Source organism: Ruegeria sp. HKCCD9138, assembly GCF_057220975.1.
This window is the reverse complement of sequence record NZ_JBWVAZ010000016.1, coordinates 21,205-37,822: the sequence shown is the minus strand read 5'-3', so window position 1 is coordinate 37,822 and position 16,618 is coordinate 21,205. Positions and strand designations below refer to the sequence as shown.

The following is a 16,618-nucleotide window of genomic DNA, read 5'->3' as shown; positions in this document are numbered from 1 at the left end:
TGAATCCGAGATTTAGTAGATCTTTGGTACGTAGAGTTCGTCGGGCAAAATCCGGCGCTCGTATTCCGGGTTATAGCGGCGATCCGGCAAGGTGACCTTTTCCTGCGGGACATCCTCGTACGGGATTTTGGTCAACAGGTGTTCGATACAATTCAGGCGTTCGCGTTTCTTGTCATTCCCTTCGACGATATACCATGGCGCCTCGGGGATGTTGGTGCGAAAGAACATGTCCTCCTTGGCTTTTGTATACGCCTCCCACCGGATACGGGATTCCAGATCCATCGGCGACAGTTTCCACTGCTTCATCGGGTCATGGATACGCATGAGGAATCGCAACTGCTGTTCTTCATCGGTGATCGAGAACCAGTATTTCAGCAAAATGATCCCCGAGCGGACCAGCATACGTTCAAATTCAGGAACGTCTTGAAAGAATTGCTCGACCTGATCTTCGTTGGCAAATCCCATTACACGCTCGACCCCGGCCCGGTTGTACCAGGACCGGTCGAACAGAACGATCTCACCCGCCGCAGGCAGGTGCGGGACATAGCGCTGGAAATACCACTGGCTCTGCTCGCGGCGGCTGGGCGCAGGCAAGGCGACGACACGGGCCACACGCGGGTTCAGACGCTGCGTGATCCGTTTGATCACGCCCCCCTTGCCGGCGCTGTCGCGTCCTTCAAACAAGATGCAAACCTTGGCGCCGGTGTGCTGCACCCAGTCCTGTACCTTGATCAATTCGGCCTGCAATCGCAGCAGATTGCGGAAGTACACTTTGCGGTCCAGCATATCCGGATGCTGGTCCTTATAGATCTTGCGGACCTCCATCGACAGCATCGGCTCGCTGAATTCGATCTCGAAATCTTCATCCAGCGTGTCTTCCAGCTCGGCTTCCAGCCAATCTTTGGGCGCGTCGTTTCTATCGTGTGCCAAGTTCGGCTCCTTATCATTCATCGGGTTCGCACCGTATCGGGGCAGTGTAACCGGCAGATGTCACCGCTCCCGCAGATGGTGCCTGAATCCCGGTCCGCCATCTGACGAATATATATATGCTGCAAAACCTGAATGTGACCCGGTCAGGCGCGGGATTCAAGCGGTGGAATTGACGCAAGGCCATATCTTGCGCCCTCAAAACAGGCACTTGCTTTTGCATCCGTCCCGCCTGCATCAATGCCGGAATGAACCGGAGGTCATCGTGGCGTTCTTTCTTTCCTTCCTTCCAAAATTCTGGCCGTGGCTGATCCTGATTGTCGCCCAGGTCGCCGCGTTTGCCGGACAGCGCACATTGGCCGTCGGAATGATATGTGCCTTCGGTCTTGTGGCGCTGGTCAGCGGTCTGATTTCGGCATCTGCGGCGATTTTTGTTGGTCTTGGCCTTCTCGGCGCGGCCCGCCTTCCTCGACTGCGTGGTCCTGCAGCCTTGATCGGGCACATCGCATTGATTGCCTGGAGCCTCGTTCTGGGCGCGCATCTGTTGCCCGGGGTGCACAATCTGCTGGTTCTGGATCACGTTCACGCAGGACCGGACAGCGCGCCATTCACGATGTATCTCAATCTGGACAAACCAATGGTCTTTTTTGCGGTCCTACTGGCGTGGCCCGCGATGTTGATTCCGAACGCACCCGTCAAAATTTGGCCGCTGACAGCGGGTCTGATGCTGCTGCCCGCCCTTTTGTTGTCAGGCGCACTGTCCGGGGCAGTCCGTCCTGAATTCGGCCTGCCCCCCTGGTGGATGATCTTCGCCTTGTCAAATCTGTTTCTGACCTGCCTCACCGAGGAAGCCTTTTTTCGCGGCTACCTGCAATCAGCAATTGGCGCACGTACGGGGCCTCTGATCGGGTTGGTCACAGCAAGTGCCCTGTTCGGCGCTGCGCATGTAACCGGCGGCCCCGTCTTAATGGGGTTTGCGGCTCTGCTTGGTCTGGCCTGTGGTTTGGGGTATTTCGCAACGGGACGCCTGTGGGTGCCGGTGCTGATGCATTTCGCGTTCAATTTTCTGCATCTGACCTTGTTCACCTATCCCGGACCGGCCTGAGCAACCTCAGACCGGAAGAGCCGTTGTTTTGAATACGGTACGCAGCGCGAACGAGCTTTGCATCTGCGCCACGCCGGGCAGGCGCGACAGGTATTGCCGGTGTATGCGCGCGAAATCTTCGGTGTTTTCGGCAACGACTTTCAGGATGTAATCCGCCGTTCCCGCCATCAGGTGACATTCCAACACGTCTGGAATGCGGGCCACTGCCTTTTCGAAGGCATCCAGCACTTCTTCGGCCTGGCCTTGCAGAGTGATTTCGACAAATACCGTGGTCGGGACGTTCATCTTGCGGGCGTCCAGCAAAGCGACGTAATCCCTGATATAGCCCTCGGCCTCCAGCCTTTGAACGCGCCGATGACAGGCCGACGGAGACAAATTCACCTGATCGGACAGCTCTGCGTTCGATAGCCGCCCTTTGCGCTGCAAGGCGGCCAGAATCTTTCGATCAGTTGCATCAATACTCATCGGCGCACATCCATTGCGTGTGATTTCAAATTTGTCGAATAATCTCCCACTGAATCGTCCTTTGGCAAGCAGGGTTTCACAGAAATTGCGTCGCTGAATGCCCATAATTTAGGCAGTTTATGTACGGAGAGAGACATGAAAATCGGTTGCCCCAAGGAAATCAAACCACAGGAGTTCCGTGTCGGCATGACACCGAATGCCGCGCAAGAAGCCGTGGCCCGCGGCCACGACGTCATTATCGAAACCGGAGCCGGTATGGGATCCGGCTTTGACAACGACGCCTATATCGCTGCCGGCGCACGTATCGTTGACACGGCAGCCGAGGTTTTTGCGTCGGCTGAAATGATCGTCAAGGTCAAGGAACCGCAGGCCGTCGAGCGCAAGATGCTGCGCGAAGGTCAACTGCTTTTCACCTACCTGCACCTTGCGCCCGATCCCGATCAGACCCATGACCTGCTGGCCTCCGGCTGCACGGCCATTGCTTACGAGACCGTTACGGACGCAAATGGCGGTTTGCCGCTTCTGGCACCGATGTCCGAAGTGGCTGGCCGTCTGGCTCCGCAAGTCGGTTCCTGGACATTGCAAAAGGCCAACGGTGGACGTGGTGTACTGATGGGCGGCGTTCCCGGCGTGGGGCCGGCCAAGGTTGTCGTAATCGGTGGCGGCGTTGTTGGCACCCACGCGGCCCAGATCGCGGCGGGTATGGGCGCAGATGTCACCGTGCTGGACCGCTCATTGCCCCGGCTGCGTTATCTGGACGACGTATTTGGCGGACGGTTCAAGAACCAGTATTCGACCGCCGGTGCGACAGCTGAACTGATCCGCGATGCAGACATGGTAATTGGCGCGGTTCTGATCCCCGGCGCAGCAGCCCCCAAGCTGGTTACACGTGAACAGTTGTCGACCATGAAACCGGGTGCGGTACTTGTGGACGTTGCCATCGACCAGGGCGGTTGCTTCGAAACCTCCAAGGCGACCACGCATGCCGACCCGATTTACGAGGTCGACGGCATCATGCACTACTGTGTGGCCAATATGCCGGGCGCTGTTGCACGCACATCAACCATTGCACTTGGCAACGCAACGATGCCGTTCCTGCTGGCCCTTGCCGACAAAGGCTGGAAACAGGCCTGCCAGGATGACCCGCATCTTATGGCCGGGCTGAATGTCCATGCGGGCCAGCTGACCTATTATGCCGTCGGCAAGGCCCTGGGGATCGACGTTGTCTCCCCAGCCGTGGTCATCAAGTCGTAAGGCCTCCCGCGCCGGACAGCGCCCTCTTGCGAAGGTGCTGTCCGGAGTTGGGTCGGGTGCCGCACCAAAGGCGCGGCGCTGGATTTCCGATCGACCTCAAGAAAAAGACGCCGCGCAAACAGCGCGGCGCCGGGCCCAACCGGAGAAGGGCATTTCCAATGCCCGTTCGACGGGCGGGAGCCGTCAGCCCTTTTTCTGGATCTCGACGGAATGGGGATAAGGGATGGATATGCCCTTGGCGTCAAAGGCCTCCTTCACCGCCTTCGTCAGTTCGAATTTCAAATCCCAATAATCCGCGGCGGCACACCACAAGCGTGCCGTCAGATCAACTGAGCTGTCGCCGAGGTTGGTGACCCGCACCCATGGCTCCGGGTCGCTCATGATACGCTCATCGGCCTTGGCAACGTCCAGAATGATTTCCATCGCCTGATCCGCGCTGTCGCCATAGTCAATACCGAACACCAGATCCACCCGGCGCGTGTCATGTGCCGAATAATTGGTAATGATCGACCCCCAGGACTGTCCGTTCGGCACAATGATCTGCACGTTGTCCGGAGTGACCAGTTCGGTGGTAAACAGGTTCAGATCCTTTACCGTTCCAGCAGTCCCGCCAATATCAACGTACTGACCCAGCTTGTAGGGGCGGAACACAACCAGCATCACACCAGCCGCCAGATCGCTCAGCGTGCCTTGCAGGGCGAGGCCGATCGCCAGCGAGGCTGCACCAAGGATGGCAACGATACTGGTCGCTTCGATTCCGAAGATGCCCAGAACGGCCACGAAGACGATCGCCAGAACCACCCATTTGACGATGCTGGCGACAAAATTGCCCAGTGTCGGATCAATATGCGGGGTCGCATTAATTCGGCGGCGAACCATGCCGCTGATCGCACCGGCAACGATCCACCCCAATACCAGTACAATCAATGCCTTGATTGCGCTTATGATCAGCGGGCCGAACGCGCCCACCTGTGTTACAACGTCTTCCACGCGGATCTCCTTTGCTCCAATAGCAAACCCGCGCCAAAAGCGCGGGGATTGCAGCAATCTGGGCCAAAATCCCGCCTGGGTCTAGGGGCGTGTTTCCTCACTTTTCCCCCTCTTGTTCTTCAGCAAACAGCAACTGACCGGTCATGCACAGTCTTGGACCTGACAGCGCGGTCCGAACTTGGCAATGTGGCAAGCATCAGACAGACCAAGGAACCTCAAATGCTGGACACCACCTCGTTTCCGATCATGGCCAAATGGCCACCACAATCGCCAGAACGAATTCAGCTCTACTCCTACCCCACGCCCAATGGCGTCAAAGCCTCGATCATGCTGGAAGAAACCGGCCTGCCGTATGAACCGCATCTGGTTACGCTGGCAGATGCGGATGTCAAAAGTCCCGAGTTTCTGTCCCTGAACCCCAATAACAAAATCCCGGCGATGATCGACCCGGACGGACCCGATGGAACCCCACTGGCTCTGTTCGAAAGCGGCGCGATCCTGCTGTATCTGGCCGAGAAGTCCGGCAAGTTTCTCGGACGGACCAAGGCCGACAAGCACCGCGTAACCCAATGGCTGATGTTTCAGATGGGCGGCGTGGGGCCGATGTTCGGACAGCTCGGCTATTTCCATAAATTTGCCGGTAGCGAAATCGACGACCCCCGCCCGCGCGACAGATATGTCGCCGAGGCAAAACGCCTGCTGAATGTCCTGAACACGCAGCTTGACGGTCAGGAGTGGATCGCCGGAGACTACTCAATCGCCGACATCGCGATCGCGCCCTGGCTGCGCGGGCTGGACTATTACGGAGCAAAAGAATTGCTGGGATGGGACACTTATCCGCATGTCGCGGCGTATCTCGACCGCTTTCTCGGGCGACCTGCCGTGCAGAAGGGTTTGACGATCCCCGCGCGGGATTAAGCAAGATGGTGGGTGCTGGCCCCAGCATCCACCAGACAGTTCAACCCGGAAGTTTTCCAGTCAGAACGTAGCGCAGGATTTCGACCACCTGACGCGGTTCCTCGGCAACAGCAAGAGCCGCGGCATCAACTTCTTTCAGCGCGTGTTGGTGGTCCGGACCGTGCAAAACGATGATCGACTTGCCCAACGCGGCCGCATACCCCGCATCAAAGGCTGCGTTCCATTGTTTGTACTTGTCGCCGAACCGGACAACAACGACATCCGCGTCCGAAATGCCCTTGCGGGTACGGATCGCGTTGACCATCGCGCCCTTGTGATCGTGCCAGTATTTTTTCGGCTCGCCCCCCAGGATGGCGACGCCGCAGTCGTCACTGGCCGCGTGATCGGTGACAGGGCTGTTGAAGGTCACATCCAGCCCTTGCGCCCCATCGATTATCTGTTCGCGCCAGTCGGTGTGGATTTCCCCGGACAAATAGACGTTCAGGCCCATGACTTCCTCCGCAATTGCACAAAGCCTACTTAAGGCGCAATCGCGCAAAGCCCAATGCGGAAATCAAAGAAACCGGCAGTGCATTCTAGATCTTTCGAGCCACCAGATACCGCGACGGAGGCTGCGCAGGAAAATTCCCGCTTTCGATCACCTCGAACCCGGCCTTGCTAACCGCGGTCTCAAGAGTTTCGACACTAAACTGATTGACAAATGGGGCTTTGCCAAAAAGTTGCATCACCGGCAACATCAGCTTGAGCATTCCAAACTTGAACCCCAACCCTCCTTCGGCAAGACACGGCGTTTTGGAAATGAACAAACCGCCGGGGGACAGTTGCGCATGAATGTCCGCAAAGACACCTTTGATATCCGGCGCAAGGTGAAACAGGTTGAAGCCAAGTATGACGTCAAAAGTCTGCCCGTCCATCGGCTTGGTGATATCAATCGTTCTGAACGAAATGTTTTCGACCCCTTCGGCCTTGGCCTTCTCCTGGCCGATCTTCAGCATAGCTTCGGAAAAATCGCTGGCGGTTATGTGTGCGACCGAGGCTGCAAGCAGAAGCGCCGTTGAACCCGTTCCGCAGCCTAGCTCCAGAACCCGGTGGTGCTTGGACAGGTAGGACCGCGTCCGCCCCAGAGTGTATTCGTAAGATTCCATGTCCCGGATCGGAGTGCGTGAATACTTCGCGGCAACGCCGTCCCAGAAATTTGCAGCTGTCGTCATGGTCAATCTCCTTTGCCGCAAATCTACTCATGCACAGATCGAAGAGGAATTGCGGAAAATCGCAGAACTCTTATACGTATTTTCATGAAAAACCTTGGGGGCTTCGACTGGAACCACATCCGCGCCTTTCTGGCGACGGCAGAAACCGGTTCGCTTTCGGCTGCTGCGCGGCAGTTGGGACAGACCCAGCCAACGCTCAGCCGCCAGATCGCCGCGCTCGAGGGCGATTTGGGTGTCATGCTGTTCGAACGCATCGGCCGCACGCTGCAGATGACACAGGCCGGTGTTGAACTTCTGGATCACACCCGTGCAATGGGCGAGGCTGCCAATCGCATCGCCCTGACCGCATCAGGTCAGGCGAAGTCGATCGAAGGGCGTGTTCGAATTACTGCCAGCGACATCATGTCGGCCTATATTCTACCGGATCTTTTGCGCCAGGTCCGGGCGCAGGCCCCGCGTCTTCGGATCGACGTGATTGCCTCGAACGATATCCGCGACTTGATGCGGCGCGAGGCGGATATCGCCATCCGCCATGTCCGCCCGGATCAACCCGATCTGATCGCCCGTCTTGTGCAGGAGGCGTCGGGCCGTTTCTATGCCACGACCGAGTATCTGAACCGTGCGGGGCGCCCCAGGTCCAAGCGCGACCTATCTCAGCATGAGTTCATCAGCTTTGGTGACACCGAACAGATGATCGCCTACCTGAAACCGTTCGGCATCGATCTGAACGAAGACAATTTCCGGCTCGGGTCTCAGAACGGAATCGTGGCATGGGAATACGCCAGGCAGGGCTTTGGCATCGCGCCAATGTCTCAGGTTGTCGGCGACGCGACACCCGGTATCGAACGCGTACTGCCCGGTATGGAACCCATCACGTTCCCGATCTGGCTGACCACCCATCGCGAGCTGCATACCAGCCGACGAATTCGGTTGGTCTTTGACCTGCTGGCGGAATTCCTGTCCAAATGAAAAACGCGCCCAAAGGCGCGTCGTTCAATTCATTTCTCGTGCAGTGTTACCCGCGCAGGACCCCGCCGGTGGCCTTGGCCACTTTGGCGATGATCTTTTCGGCGACCGCTTCGATGTCTTTCTCTTTCAAAGTCGTGTCCGAAGGTTGCAATCGCACCGTTATCGCCAGCGATTTCTTGCCCTCGCCAACGCTGCCGCCGATGAACTCGTCGAACACGCGCACATCTTCGATCAGTGCTTTGTCGGCGCCGGCCGCGGCATTGACCAACGTCAAAGCTTCGACACCGGCATCGACAACAAAGGCAAAGTCACGCTCGACGGCCTGCAGGTCCCGCAGTTCCAGAGCCGAGCGTGTCGCGCCCGATTTGCGCGGCAACGGAACCTGATCCGGCCAGATGGTGAACGCCATTGCCGGACCTTTGACATCCATGGCCTGCAGAACACGCGGGTGCAATTCGCCGAAGACGCCAAGCACTTTTTTCGGACCCAGACAGATCTTGCCGTGCCGCCCCGGGTGCCACCAGCCCTCTCCATCGCGCATGATCTGCACCTTCGCCGGCGCTCCGATTGCGGTCAGAACGGCCTCGGCATCCGCCTTGGCGTCATACAGGTCGACCGGGCGCGAGGCACCATGCACATCCTTTGGACCGTTGCGGCCCACCAGCAGGCCCGTGATCTGGGTCTGTTGCTCTCCGGGCTCTCCATCATGGAAGACCGGTCCAACTTCGAACAATGCCAGATCGGCAAAGCCGCGCGCCTGATTGCGGGCCGCGGCCTGCAAAAGACCGGGCAGCAGGTCGGGGCGCATATGGCTCATCTCGGACGAGATCGGGTTTTCCAGCCTGGTCGCATCATCGCCTCCGCCAAAGAGTTTTGCCGAAGCCTGATCGATGAACGTGTACGAAACGCATTCGTTATAGCCCAGCGCCGCGCAGGTGCGCCGCGCCATCGACTGGCGGCGCTGCGTCGGGGTCATCACCGGTTTGGGAATGCCATCAGACACACGCGGCAGCGGCTTGCCCTGAAGCTTGGTCAGCGACGCAATCCGTGCGACCTCTTCCACCAGATCGGCCTCTCCCATGACATCGGGGCGCCAGCTTGGAACATGCGCCATCTCACCTTCCAGGCGGAAGCCGAGACGTGTCAGGGTCTGACGCTGATCGCTTTCGGGAATGTCCATCCCGACCAGAGACTGCACCCGCTCGGCATCCAGCTTGTAGGCGCGCGCATGGTTTGGCGCCTTGCCCGCCTCGACAACGTTCGAGGCTTCGCCGCCGCAAATATCCAGAATCATCTGCGTCGCGTGCTCCAGCCCTTCCAGCGTGTATTCGGGATCAACACCACGCTCAAACCGATACCGCGCGTCCGAGTTGATCTTGAGCGCCCGCCCCGTAAGGGCAATCTGCACGTGATCCCAGAAGGCGCTTTCGAGAAAGACGTTCACCGTGTCCGCGGTGCAGCCGGTTTCCAGACCGCCCATGATTCCACCTATGGATTCCGGACCGTTGTCATCCGAGATCACCATCATGCCGGGTTGAAGGGTGTATTCCTTCTCATCCAACGCCACCAGTTTCTCGCCACCCTTGGCGCGATGCACCCGCAGGTTGCCCTGTACTTTGTCGGCATCGAACACATGCAGTGGGCGGTTGTGGTCGAAGGTCATGTAGTTGGTGATGTCTACCAGCGCCGAGATCGGGCGAAGACCGATCGCCTTCAGCTGATCCTGCAACCACTGAGGACTGGGTCCGTTCTTCACACCCTTGATCAGACGCCCTGTGAAATGCGGCGCACCGTCCAGCGTATCCTTGTCGATTGTCACCTTGATCGGGCTTTCGAAATCACCCGGCACCGGCACATAGTCACGCTCTTTCAGCTTGCCGATACCCCGTGCCGCCAGATCACGCGCAATCCCGGCCACGCCCAGCGCATCCGGTCGGTTCGGCGTGATCGCGATTTCGATCATCGGATCGACTTTCGACGGGTCATTCTCGGCCAGCCAGTCAACGAAACGGTCACCAACGTCACCCGAAGGCAGTTCGATGATGCCGTCATGCTCGTCCGACAACTCCAGCTCGCGCTCGGACGCCATCATACCAAAGCTCTCGACGCCCCGGATCTTGCCGACGCTGATTGTCAGGTCCAGACCGGGGATGTACATGCCGGGCTTACAGACCACGACGGTGATGCCCTCGCGCGCATTCGGGGCGCCGCAGATAATCTGCAACTCACCCTCGTCGGTGTCGACCTTGCAGACGCGCAGCTTGTCGGCATCGGGGTGTTTCTCGGCATGTTTCACATAGCCCAGCGTAAAGCCCGCCAGCCGGTCCGCCGGGTTGACGATTTCCTCAACCTCGAGCCCAAGGTCGGTCAGGGCCTCGGCAATTTCCTCAACCGAGGCATCAGTGTCGAGGTGGTCTTTCAGCCAGGAAAGAGTGAATTTCATCGGTCGTCATCCGCCAGTCATCTTGGGTCAGCCCGCGTTTAGCGGATATTGCGCATAGGGGAAAGAGGCAGCTTGGCCCCCGGCTGCTACTCTTCCGCAACCGTGTTCGACACGTTGTCCGAGCCTGCGAATACAGCCAGAATCCGGGCAATGCCGTCGCCGGAATTCACTCCGGAATGGGGCGATTGGAACGCTTCGACAAATGCGTCGCCGGTTTTGTAGGTCCGGGTTCCCGCCTCGCCGTAATCGACCGTGATCTCTCCTTCCAGTACGTAAGCGACCAAAGGGGCGTCGTGGCGGTGCGGGCCCGTATCCTGACCGGGCTGCATCGTGACGATCGCCACCGTCACTTCGGGCGTTCCACCGGGATATTCCAGCGGCTCTCCAATGACCGAAGTTTGGGTCTGCAGCAGCACCTCGACCGGAGGATAGGTGTCGCGGGCGAATGCAGGGGCGGCGGCAAGGATCAAGGCGCTGAGCAACAACGATTTCACGGGGGGGCTCCTGTTTCGTGCCCATGCAGGTGACCTTGGCGCAGCCGCGAAGTCAACGATCAGGGATAAGTTGGCGTGCGGCCCATCAGCTCGTCCAGCTGGCGTCCGATCCAGCCATGCGGGATGAAATGCCCGCCCGGATGTGTATCCAGAACCACCTGCCCCAACGCGCAGTCGGACCATTCTACCCGGCTGAGCGTCAGAAATGGTACGACGCTCCAATCGCCGCGCGGAATGGCAGCATCGCAATCGTATTTCTGGCGCCACAGTGCGACGGGATAGGTCGTGTCGCCTCCGGGACCAAAGGGGAAATCCATCACGGTGTCGTCGGTCCCGTGCACATGGCGGGCCTGCCGCGGGGCCTGGGGGCAGTCCTCAGTCTGGCGAATGCTACCGGCAACCGCCAGCAGGGCCGCGATGTCATTTCCTGACTGACAAACAAAGCGCCAAGCCATCGCTCCGCCGAAAGAATAACCCGATACGTAAATTCGATTGGAGTCCACCGGATAGCGTTGGGCTACATCTTCCAGCACGCGATTTGCGAAATCGACATCCGCCGTATCAGCCGCCCAGAAATTCCAGCTTTTGCCCAAGCCATTGGGGGCAACCAGCAATACGCCTCTGCGCGTGGTTGCACCGGCAATCCGTTCATGGTTCACAACGACATTTCCCTGCCGCGCCCAGCCATGAAAGTGAAGCAAGACGGGCAAGGGGGTCTCACCATCCCATCCTTCGGGTTCCAATACGTGATAGGATCGGTCGTCGAGCTTGCAGGCGGTATCGCCATGACACTCGGTATTCCACGGGCCCATCGCAACGCTTGGCGTCGCCACCATCAGGACCAGGCAGATCAGTCGGTACAACATGAGGCGGAGCCTAACCGCCCCGCAGCCAGTGTCACGTCACATATGCGTCAAGGAGTTGTCATGGCCGCAGCGAGTGACCGTTGTGGAACATATGCACCTTGGCCGGGTCTGCCGAAAGCCTGACAGTCTGCCCGCGCAGGTTTCGCTCGATCCCCGGCAGTTTTGCGATAACCCCCTCGGCGCCTTTCTGGTTTGCGAAATACAACAGCGTGACCTCGCCCAGGGCTTCGGTGAAATCGACCGCGCCTTCGAAAAAACCTGCCTCATCCGGAAGTAAATCCTCGGGCCGGACGCCGATATTCACTTGCAACCCCACTTGGTCGGGAGTGGTAGGGATCGAGGAAACCACGGTCCCGCCGGCCTCCAGCGCGACCGAGGTGGTTTCCCCGGTCGCGGAAATAACACCCGGCAACAGGTTCATGGCCGGTGAACCTATGAACTGCGCCACGAACTCATTGTCCGGTGTTTCATACAGCTCCAGCGGCGTGCCAACCTGTGCGATACCTTTGTTGGCCAGCACAACAATTCGGCTGGCCAAGGTCATCGCCTCGACCTGATCATGGGTCACGTAGATCATCGTGCTTTCGGGCATCGCCTCTTTCAGCCGGGCGATTTCGATCCGCGTAGCGACCCGCAGCGAGGCATCGAGGTTCGAAAGCGGTTCGTCGAACAGGTATACTTTCGGATCGCGCACGATGGCACGACCGATGGCAACCCGCTGCCGCTGACCACCGGACAGTTCCTTGGGCAGACGATCCAGAAACGGTTCCAACTGCAGGATCTGCGCGGCGCGATTAACGGCGGCGTCTATCTCGCCCGCTGGCATCTTGGCAATTTTCAGGGCAAAGGCCATGTTTTCGCGTACGGTCATATGCGGATAAAGCGCATAGCTTTGGAACACCATCGCAATGCCGCGTTGTGCCGGCGGCACATCGTTCATGACCTGGCCTTCGATCTCAAGCGTTCCACCCGAGATCCTCTCCAACCCCGCGATCATCCGCAACAGGGTGGATTTCCCGCACCCCGAGGGACCAACAAAAACGATCAGCTCGCCGGTTTCGATATCCAGATTAATGTTCTTCAGAACATCGACCGGGCCATAGGTTTTGGCCACATCCGTAAGATTAAGTTCCGACATGTCCTATTCCTTTTCCCTGACCATCAAACAGAATCGAGCAGCATCCAGTGTCACATTCCCCGACCCTGAGACGCTGCCCAATTCCTCGCCGATCATGCGCCATTTACCATCCGGCAAAGTGATGCTTGCCGTATCTGAACCGAGGTTGAATGCGCAGAACACCTGCTCTGTGCCTGTTTCGCGCAGGAAGGTCAGCACCGGACCGTTCTGCTCCATCCGTGTCTGCGCACCTGTCATCAGCGCCGGATGCGCGTGGCGCAGCGCGATGGCACGGCGGTAATGGTGCAGCATCGAGTTTGGTTCGCGCTCCATCTGATCCACCGCCCTCTCGGCCTGCTCGGCGCTGACCGGAAGCCATGGATCGCCGGTGCTGAACCCCATCTCCTGATCCTGAGCAATCCAGACCATCGGTGTCCGGCAACCATCGCGGCCCTTGAACTCGGGCCAGAACTCTATGCCATACGGGTCCTGCAGCCGGTCAAACGGGACCTCGGCCTCGGGCAAGCCCAGTTCCTCGCCCTGATACAGGCAGGCCGAGCCGCGCAGGCACATCATCAGAACGATATGCTGGCGAATTGCGTCCTCGGACAGGTTCCAGCGTGTGGCGTGGCGCTGCACGTCGTGGTTCGAAAACGCCCAGCAGGCCCATGCATCGCCCGCCTTGTCTTCAAGCTCGTCAAAGACCTGTTTGGCATAACTCGCCGTCAGCGCGCGCTTTTCCAGAAACTCGAACGCGTAGCACATGTGCATACGCTTATCGCCGGTCGTATATTCGCCCATGATCTCAAGCCCGCGCTGCGCATCACCGATCTCGCCCAGACAGGCGCGTCCCTCGTATTCGTCGGTCAGCGCGCGCAGCCGTTCCAGGAAAGCGATGTTTTCGGGCTGGCTTTTCGAGAACAGGTGATCCTGATGATTATACGGGTTGACCATCGGCGCGATCGAGGCGTTGCGCTGGTCGATCGGCAACGCGGGGTTATCGCGCAGTAGCTTGTCGTGGAAATAGAAGTTGATCGTGTCCAGCCGAAACCCATCGACGCCCAGATCCAGCCAGAACCGCGCCACGTCCAGCAGGGCATCCTGAACTTCAACGCAGTGGAAGTTCAGATCCGGCTGCGACGTCAGGAAATTGTGCAGGTAGTATTGCAGCCTGCGCGAATCCCACTGCCAGGCCGAACCGCCGAAGATCGACAGCCAGTTGTTGGGCGGCGTGCCGTCGGGTTTGGGATCGGCCCAGACATACCAGTCGGATTTCGCATTATCCCGGCTGGCGCGGCTTTCGCTGAACCACGGATGCTGGTCCGAAGTATGCGAGAGCACCAGATCGATCATGACTTTCAACCCCAACGCATGGGCCTGATCCAGCAGTTCGCGGAAATCCTCCATCGTGCCGAACATCGGATCAACATCGCAATAGTCGCTGACGTCATAGCCGAAGTCTTTCATCGGCGATTTGAAGAAGGGCGAAATCCAGATCGCATCCACCCCAAGCGAGGCAATGTAGCCAAGCCGGCTGGTGATCCCCTTAAGGTCGCCGATCCCGTCGCCGTTGCTGTCCTGAAAGCTGCGCGGGTAGATCTGATAGATCACCCCGCCCCGCCACCAGTCGGCGGATGCTTTGGTTGCTGTGTTTTGATTCAGGTTGTTCTGCACGTTCATGACACGCCTTTATTTGACTGACCCGGCCAACAGGCCGCGGACGAGGTATTTTTGCATTGCAAAGAAGACAATCAGCGGCACGACGATCGAGACAAACGCCGCCGTGGCCAGGATTTCCCAGTTGCCGCCGCGCGTGCCCAGCAGCTCGACAATGCTGTTGGTCATCACGGTGGTCTGGCCCGATGCATCGATCAGGAACACTTTGGCGACCAGCAGGTCATTCCATGTCCACAGGAATTGCAGGATCGCAAACGAAGCCAGAGCCGGAAAGCTGAGCGGCAGAATGAGTTTGGTGAAGATCTGGAACTCGGTCGCGCCGTCAACCCGCGCGTTTTCGATCAGGTCACGCGGCAGCCCGGCCATGTAATTCCGCAGCAGGTAAATCGCCAGTGGCATTCCGAACCCGGTATGCGCCAACCAGACGCCCAGATACCCTTTGCCAATGCCGATCCCAAGGTGAAATTTCAAAAGCGGGATCAGAGCCAGCTGCAACGGTACAACCAGCAGACCCACCACGGCGGCAATCAACAGTGCCCGGCCCGGAAATTCCATCCAAGCCAGCGCATAGGCCGCAAAGGCCGCAACAAGGATCGGGATGATCGTGGCCGGAATCGTCACGGTCAGAGTATTGAAGAAGGCCTTGCTCATGCTGTCGGTACTGTCTTCGGCCAACAGCACTGTGTGATAGTTGTCCAACGTGAACTCGGGCGGAAGCTCGGCCGTCACGAAGACACGCGCGCCGCGGCTGCCCGTGAATTCCTCCGCGTTCTCCATCCGATAGTTGCCACTGGCATCAACAGTGATCGCGCCGCCGCGGCGCAACTCGGCCGTCTGGCCGGGCTCAAACGCATCGACAGCCCGGGAACTTACACCCCATTTTGAGATCGTTGCTTTCTGGTCTTCCTCAAACAGGTTGCCTTCGATCACATACATCCCGTTTTCCAGCACCTGAGTCTCTGGTGCGGCGGTCCGCAGGGTCAGGTTCTGCTCGGACGGGAATAAGGACTTCCACCACCCGCTGGTCGCGATCTGGTCGGCCGTGCGGAAGGACGAAATAAACAGCCCCAGCGTCGGCACCACCCAAAGCACGACAAGAAAGATGACCGAGGCGTGGACGACCCAACGAAGTGCCGGTTTGGTTCCTGCAATATCAGTCATGCCACACCCCTATTTCATTTCATTGCGCGCATTGCGCACATTCCAGACAAGGATCGGTGTCACCAGCAGCATGATCACCATGGCCGAGGCCGAGCCCACGCCCCAATCGTTGGCGCGGAACAGCTTGTCATACATGTAGTTTGCCAAAACCTGTGTCTCCCACTGGCCGTTCGTCATGGCGAACACGATGTCGAAGACTTTGAGGACAAGAATGGTGATCGTGGTCCAGACCACCAGAATGGTTGTCTTGATCTGCGGCACCTTGATCTTGAAGAAGATCTGAAACGGGTTCGCGCCATCCAGAATGGCCGCTTCGACGGTTTCCTCGGGAATACCACGCAGCGCGGCCGACAGAATGACCATGGCGAAGCCGGTCTGAATCCAGATCAATACGATCATCAGGAAAAAGCTGTTCCAGAGCGGGATGGTCAGCCATGTCTGTGGCTCGGCCCCACCGAAGAAGAGGTACAGGGCGTTCAGAATTCCGATCTGATCCTGTTCCACAGGGCGCGTGTCATAGACCAGCTTCCAGATCACGGCGGCCCCGACAAATGAAATAGCCATAGGCATGAAGATCAGCGCTTTGGCGAGGTTGCCCCAGCGAATGCGGTCGGTCAGCTGCGCAACCAGCAGGCCAAGAAATGTCGACAGGGCGGGCACTACAATCAGCCACAGCATGTTGTTGCGCATGGCTTCCCAGAATTTCGGCTCTGCCACCATCTGCTTGTAGTTTTCCAGACCGACCCATTCATAGCCGCCGCCAGGCAGACGATCCGTCAGCGACAGACGTAGGGTCTCGACCACCGGATACGCCAGATACAGGCCCAGCGCGGCCAGCGCAGGAAACAGGAACAGCCAAGGACGGATGATGTTCGCACGGTTGATGTTGCGGCCCGCATTGGGTCCGCGTGGCGGGAACAGAACCTTGTCCAGAAACTGATTGGATAGATAGAAGTAGCCCACACAGCCCGACACGCCGATGGCGATCGTCAGCAGGCCCTGAAGTGCCGGATGCATAACG

The 16,618-nt window shown here is 58.6% G+C and carries 16 protein-coding genes; 4 read left to right on the top strand and 12 right to left on the bottom strand.

From position 1 onward, the window contains the following. Positions 1–12 precede the first annotated feature (12 nt). The gene (gene ppk2 / locus AC2TEL_RS20270; RefSeq protein ID WP_480844311.1) at positions 13–930 is read right to left on the bottom strand and encodes a polyphosphate kinase 2; all 918 of its coding nucleotides are present in this window, start codon (positions 928–930) and stop codon (positions 13–15) included. 262 nt (positions 931–1,192) lie between these two features. On the opposite strand from ppk2, the gene AC2TEL_RS20265 reads away from it, so the two are divergent. Next, positions 1,193–2,032 carry a CPBP family intramembrane glutamic endopeptidase gene (locus AC2TEL_RS20265; RefSeq protein ID WP_480906559.1) on the top strand — a complete coding sequence of 280 codons (840 nt, stop codon included), beginning with the start codon at positions 1,193–1,195 and terminating at the stop codon, positions 2,030–2,032. A gap of 6 nt (positions 2,033–2,038) precedes the next feature. Here AC2TEL_RS20265 and AC2TEL_RS20260 read toward each other — a convergent pair whose 3' ends face one another. Then, positions 2,039–2,497, bottom strand: coding sequence for an Lrp/AsnC family transcriptional regulator (locus tag AC2TEL_RS20260; protein ID WP_480906556.1), 459 nt, complete (start codon positions 2,495–2,497; stop codon positions 2,039–2,041). 135 nt (positions 2,498–2,632) lie between these two features. Between AC2TEL_RS20260 and ald the strand changes: the two genes are divergently transcribed. Next, positions 2,633–3,751 (top strand): alanine dehydrogenase, encoded by a 1,119-nt coding sequence (gene ald, locus AC2TEL_RS20255; RefSeq protein ID WP_480906554.1) that lies wholly within the window; start codon positions 2,633–2,635, stop codon positions 3,749–3,751. Positions 3,752–3,934: 183 nt separating this feature from the next. On the opposite strand, the gene AC2TEL_RS20250 is transcribed toward ald, so the two are convergent. Next, the gene (locus AC2TEL_RS20250; protein WP_480906551.1) at positions 3,935–4,741 is read right to left on the bottom strand and encodes a mechanosensitive ion channel family protein; all 807 of its coding nucleotides are present in this window, start codon (positions 4,739–4,741) and stop codon (positions 3,935–3,937) included. Positions 4,742–4,960: 219 nt separating this feature from the next. Here AC2TEL_RS20250 and AC2TEL_RS20245 point away from each other — a divergent pair, with 219 nt between their 5' ends. Beyond that, positions 4,961–5,659 carry a glutathione S-transferase family protein gene (locus AC2TEL_RS20245; RefSeq protein ID WP_480844306.1) on the top strand — a complete coding sequence of 233 codons (699 nt, stop codon included), beginning with the start codon at positions 4,961–4,963 and terminating at the stop codon, positions 5,657–5,659. 40 nt (positions 5,660–5,699) lie between these two features. Here AC2TEL_RS20245 and AC2TEL_RS20240 read toward each other — a convergent pair whose 3' ends face one another. Both AC2TEL_RS20240 and AC2TEL_RS20235 read right to left on the bottom strand, forming a co-directional pair. Next, positions 5,700–6,149: a YtoQ family protein gene (locus AC2TEL_RS20240; protein ID WP_480844305.1), complete on the bottom strand. Its 450-nt coding sequence runs from the start codon at positions 6,147–6,149 to the stop codon at positions 5,700–5,702. 85 nt (positions 6,150–6,234) lie between these two features. Further along, a complete protein-coding gene (locus AC2TEL_RS20235) occupies positions 6,235–6,870 on the bottom strand; it encodes a class I SAM-dependent methyltransferase (protein WP_480906548.1) in 636 nt (211 codons plus the stop codon). Between the two features lie 84 nt (positions 6,871–6,954). Here AC2TEL_RS20235 and AC2TEL_RS20230 point away from each other — a divergent pair, with 84 nt between their 5' ends. Beyond that, positions 6,955–7,839, top strand: a complete 885-nt coding sequence (locus tag AC2TEL_RS20230) for a LysR family transcriptional regulator (protein ID WP_480906545.1) — start codon at positions 6,955–6,957, stop codon at positions 7,837–7,839. A gap of 46 nt (positions 7,840–7,885) precedes the next feature. Here AC2TEL_RS20230 and pheT read toward each other — a convergent pair whose 3' ends face one another. The 7 genes from pheT to AC2TEL_RS20195 form a co-directional block, all read right to left on the bottom strand. After that, complete coding sequence (gene pheT / locus AC2TEL_RS20225) at positions 7,886–10,282, bottom strand: phenylalanine--tRNA ligase subunit beta (protein WP_480844302.1); 2,397 nt, start codon at positions 10,280–10,282, stop codon at positions 7,886–7,888. 86 nt (positions 10,283–10,368) lie between these two features. Further along, complete coding sequence (locus AC2TEL_RS20220) at positions 10,369–10,776, bottom strand: cupin domain-containing protein (protein ID WP_480844301.1); 408 nt, start codon at positions 10,774–10,776, stop codon at positions 10,369–10,371. A 59-nt stretch (positions 10,777–10,835) separates the two neighbouring features. Further along, a complete protein-coding gene (locus AC2TEL_RS20215; RefSeq protein WP_480906542.1) occupies positions 10,836–11,642 on the bottom strand; it encodes a CE1 family esterase in 807 nt (268 codons plus the stop codon). A 58-nt stretch (positions 11,643–11,700) separates the two neighbouring features. Next, positions 11,701–12,780, bottom strand: a complete 1,080-nt coding sequence (locus tag AC2TEL_RS20210; protein WP_480844299.1) for an ABC transporter ATP-binding protein — start codon at positions 12,778–12,780, stop codon at positions 11,701–11,703. A gap of 3 nt (positions 12,781–12,783) precedes the next feature. Beyond that, the gene (locus AC2TEL_RS20205) at positions 12,784–14,439 is read right to left on the bottom strand and encodes an alpha-glucosidase (RefSeq protein ID WP_480844298.1); all 1,656 of its coding nucleotides are present in this window, start codon (positions 14,437–14,439) and stop codon (positions 12,784–12,786) included. A 9-nt stretch (positions 14,440–14,448) separates the two neighbouring features. Next, on the bottom strand, positions 14,449–15,597 hold the full coding sequence (locus AC2TEL_RS20200; protein ID WP_480844296.1) for a carbohydrate ABC transporter permease: 1,149 nt from the start codon (positions 15,595–15,597) through the stop codon (positions 14,449–14,451). A 9-nt stretch (positions 15,598–15,606) separates the two neighbouring features. Beyond that, a complete protein-coding gene (locus AC2TEL_RS20195) occupies positions 15,607–16,614 on the bottom strand; it encodes a carbohydrate ABC transporter permease (protein WP_480844295.1) in 1,008 nt (335 codons plus the stop codon). Positions 16,615–16,618: the final 4 nt, after the last annotated feature.

Coding starts and splice junctions, on each gene's coding strand:
- AC2TEL_RS20260 (WP_480906556.1), bottom strand. CDS start 2,497: ATGAGTATTGATGCAACTGATCGAAAGATTCTGGCCGCCTTGCAGCGC.
- ald (WP_480906554.1), top strand. CDS start 2,633: ATGAAAATCGGTTGCCCCAAGGAAATCAAACCACAGGAGTTCCGTGTC.
- AC2TEL_RS20245 (WP_480844306.1), top strand. CDS start 4,961: ATGCTGGACACCACCTCGTTTCCGATCATGGCCAAATGGCCACCACAA.
- AC2TEL_RS20240 (WP_480844305.1), bottom strand. CDS start 6,149: ATGGGCCTGAACGTCTATTTGTCCGGGGAAATCCACACCGACTGGCGC.
- AC2TEL_RS20235 (WP_480906548.1), bottom strand. CDS start 6,870: ATGACGACAGCTGCAAATTTCTGGGACGGCGTTGCCGCGAAGTATTCA.
- AC2TEL_RS20230 (WP_480906545.1), top strand. CDS start 6,955: ATGAAAAACCTTGGGGGCTTCGACTGGAACCACATCCGCGCCTTTCTG.
- pheT (WP_480844302.1), bottom strand. CDS start 10,282: ATGAAATTCACTCTTTCCTGGCTGAAAGACCACCTCGACACTGATGCC.
- AC2TEL_RS20215 (WP_480906542.1), bottom strand. CDS start 11,642: ATGTTGTACCGACTGATCTGCCTGGTCCTGATGGTGGCGACGCCAAGC.
- AC2TEL_RS20210 (WP_480844299.1), bottom strand. CDS start 12,780: ATGTCGGAACTTAATCTTACGGATGTGGCCAAAACCTATGGCCCGGTC.
- AC2TEL_RS20205 (WP_480844298.1), bottom strand. CDS start 14,439: ATGAACGTGCAGAACAACCTGAATCAAAACACAGCAACCAAAGCATCC.
- AC2TEL_RS20200 (WP_480844296.1), bottom strand. CDS start 15,597: ATGACTGATATTGCAGGAACCAAACCGGCACTTCGTTGGGTCGTCCAC.
- AC2TEL_RS20195 (WP_480844295.1), bottom strand. CDS start 16,614: ATGCATCCGGCACTTCAGGGCCTGCTGACGATCGCCATCGGCGTGTCG.